This window comes from Ruegeria sp. AP12, assembly GCF_056540025.1.
Genome location: NZ_JBQFVZ010000111.1, coordinates 1 through 1008 on the forward strand (window position 1 = coordinate 1; position 1008 = coordinate 1008).

The 1008-nt window shown below is 56.9% G+C and carries 2 protein-coding genes; both read right to left on the reverse strand.

Annotated features, from left to right (window positions below; translation table 11 throughout):
- A partial coding sequence (locus tag ACR0E6_RS21570; protein WP_480587160.1) for a lysophospholipid acyltransferase family protein occupies positions 1-867 on the reverse strand: 867 nt, incomplete at its 3' end.
- The gene (locus ACR0E6_RS21575; RefSeq protein WP_480587163.1) at positions 843-983 is read right to left on the reverse strand and encodes a universal stress protein; all 141 of its coding nucleotides are present in this window, start codon (positions 981-983) and stop codon (positions 843-845) included. The genes ACR0E6_RS21570 and ACR0E6_RS21575, both read right to left, overlap by 25 nt.
- Positions 984-1008: the final 25 nt, after the last annotated feature.

A 1008-nucleotide genomic window follows, 5' to 3' on the forward strand; every position in this document is an offset into this window, starting at 1 on the left:
GTCTCTCTCAATAGGGTCACCGACGATCGGGCGCTGGGGTTTATCCAAGGCATGCCGCACCTCGTACAAAAGCAACCCTTGGCGCAGCGTGGCGGAGACATTGCTGGCGATTTGATATGCGCGACTGTTGCGTCCTGGAAAGCGGATGGGGACAACTGTTGCCCCAGAGCGCCGGATCAACTTGGCTGTAAAGGGATTCCATTCGCGTTCGACTGCAGGCCCCCACCAACTGTCCGACGAGGCAACAACCCCGGAAGGGAATAGTGCGATCAACCCTCCGTTCGCAAGATGCTCCATTGCTTTTCGGCGCATCTCCAAGCTCTTTTCAAGAGCGTCGGGTTCATGATCGAAGGGGACCGGGATCATGAACTGGTCAATCTCAACGACACCCGTCAGCAGGGACCGCGTTAGAATTTTAAAGTCGGTTCGGACCTGACCGATCAGTTCCGCCAGGATCATGCCGTCGACAAGTCCGTGCGGGTGATTGGCGACAACCACTACGGGCCCTTTGCTCGGGATTTGACGAATTTCTTCATCGGGCGTTTGCAGCGCGATGCCCATCACCTTGAGGGCCTGCCCCCAGAAGGGTTGCCCAGAGGGTACGCCCATTGCCTCGAATTTTCGGATGCGACGCAACAAATGGAATTTGCTTGTCGCAAGCTCGATCGCTTTAATCGCCCTTCGCTGAACCGGGTTGCTGAATGTGGACGCATAAGACAAACGGCGTCGATCATAGGGCTGCTCGCTCAGGTTTGTTCCGTCGCTCTGGCCAAGCAGCAGCCGCGTCTCTTTTTCCGGGCGGCCAGTACCGGGTCTTTTGAGGGTCTGAGACCCCTTACCCCTCATCGAAGGATAAAGACGGAACACGGCGCGCGGCGTGAAATACGCGACGCCGTCGAGCCCAGAAGATAGTCCCGAACGCCGGGTTTGTGAGATCCGACTATAACCAAATCAACATGGTTTTCACGGGCATATTCCGCCACTTTCAGGCCCGGTTTGCCGGTGATG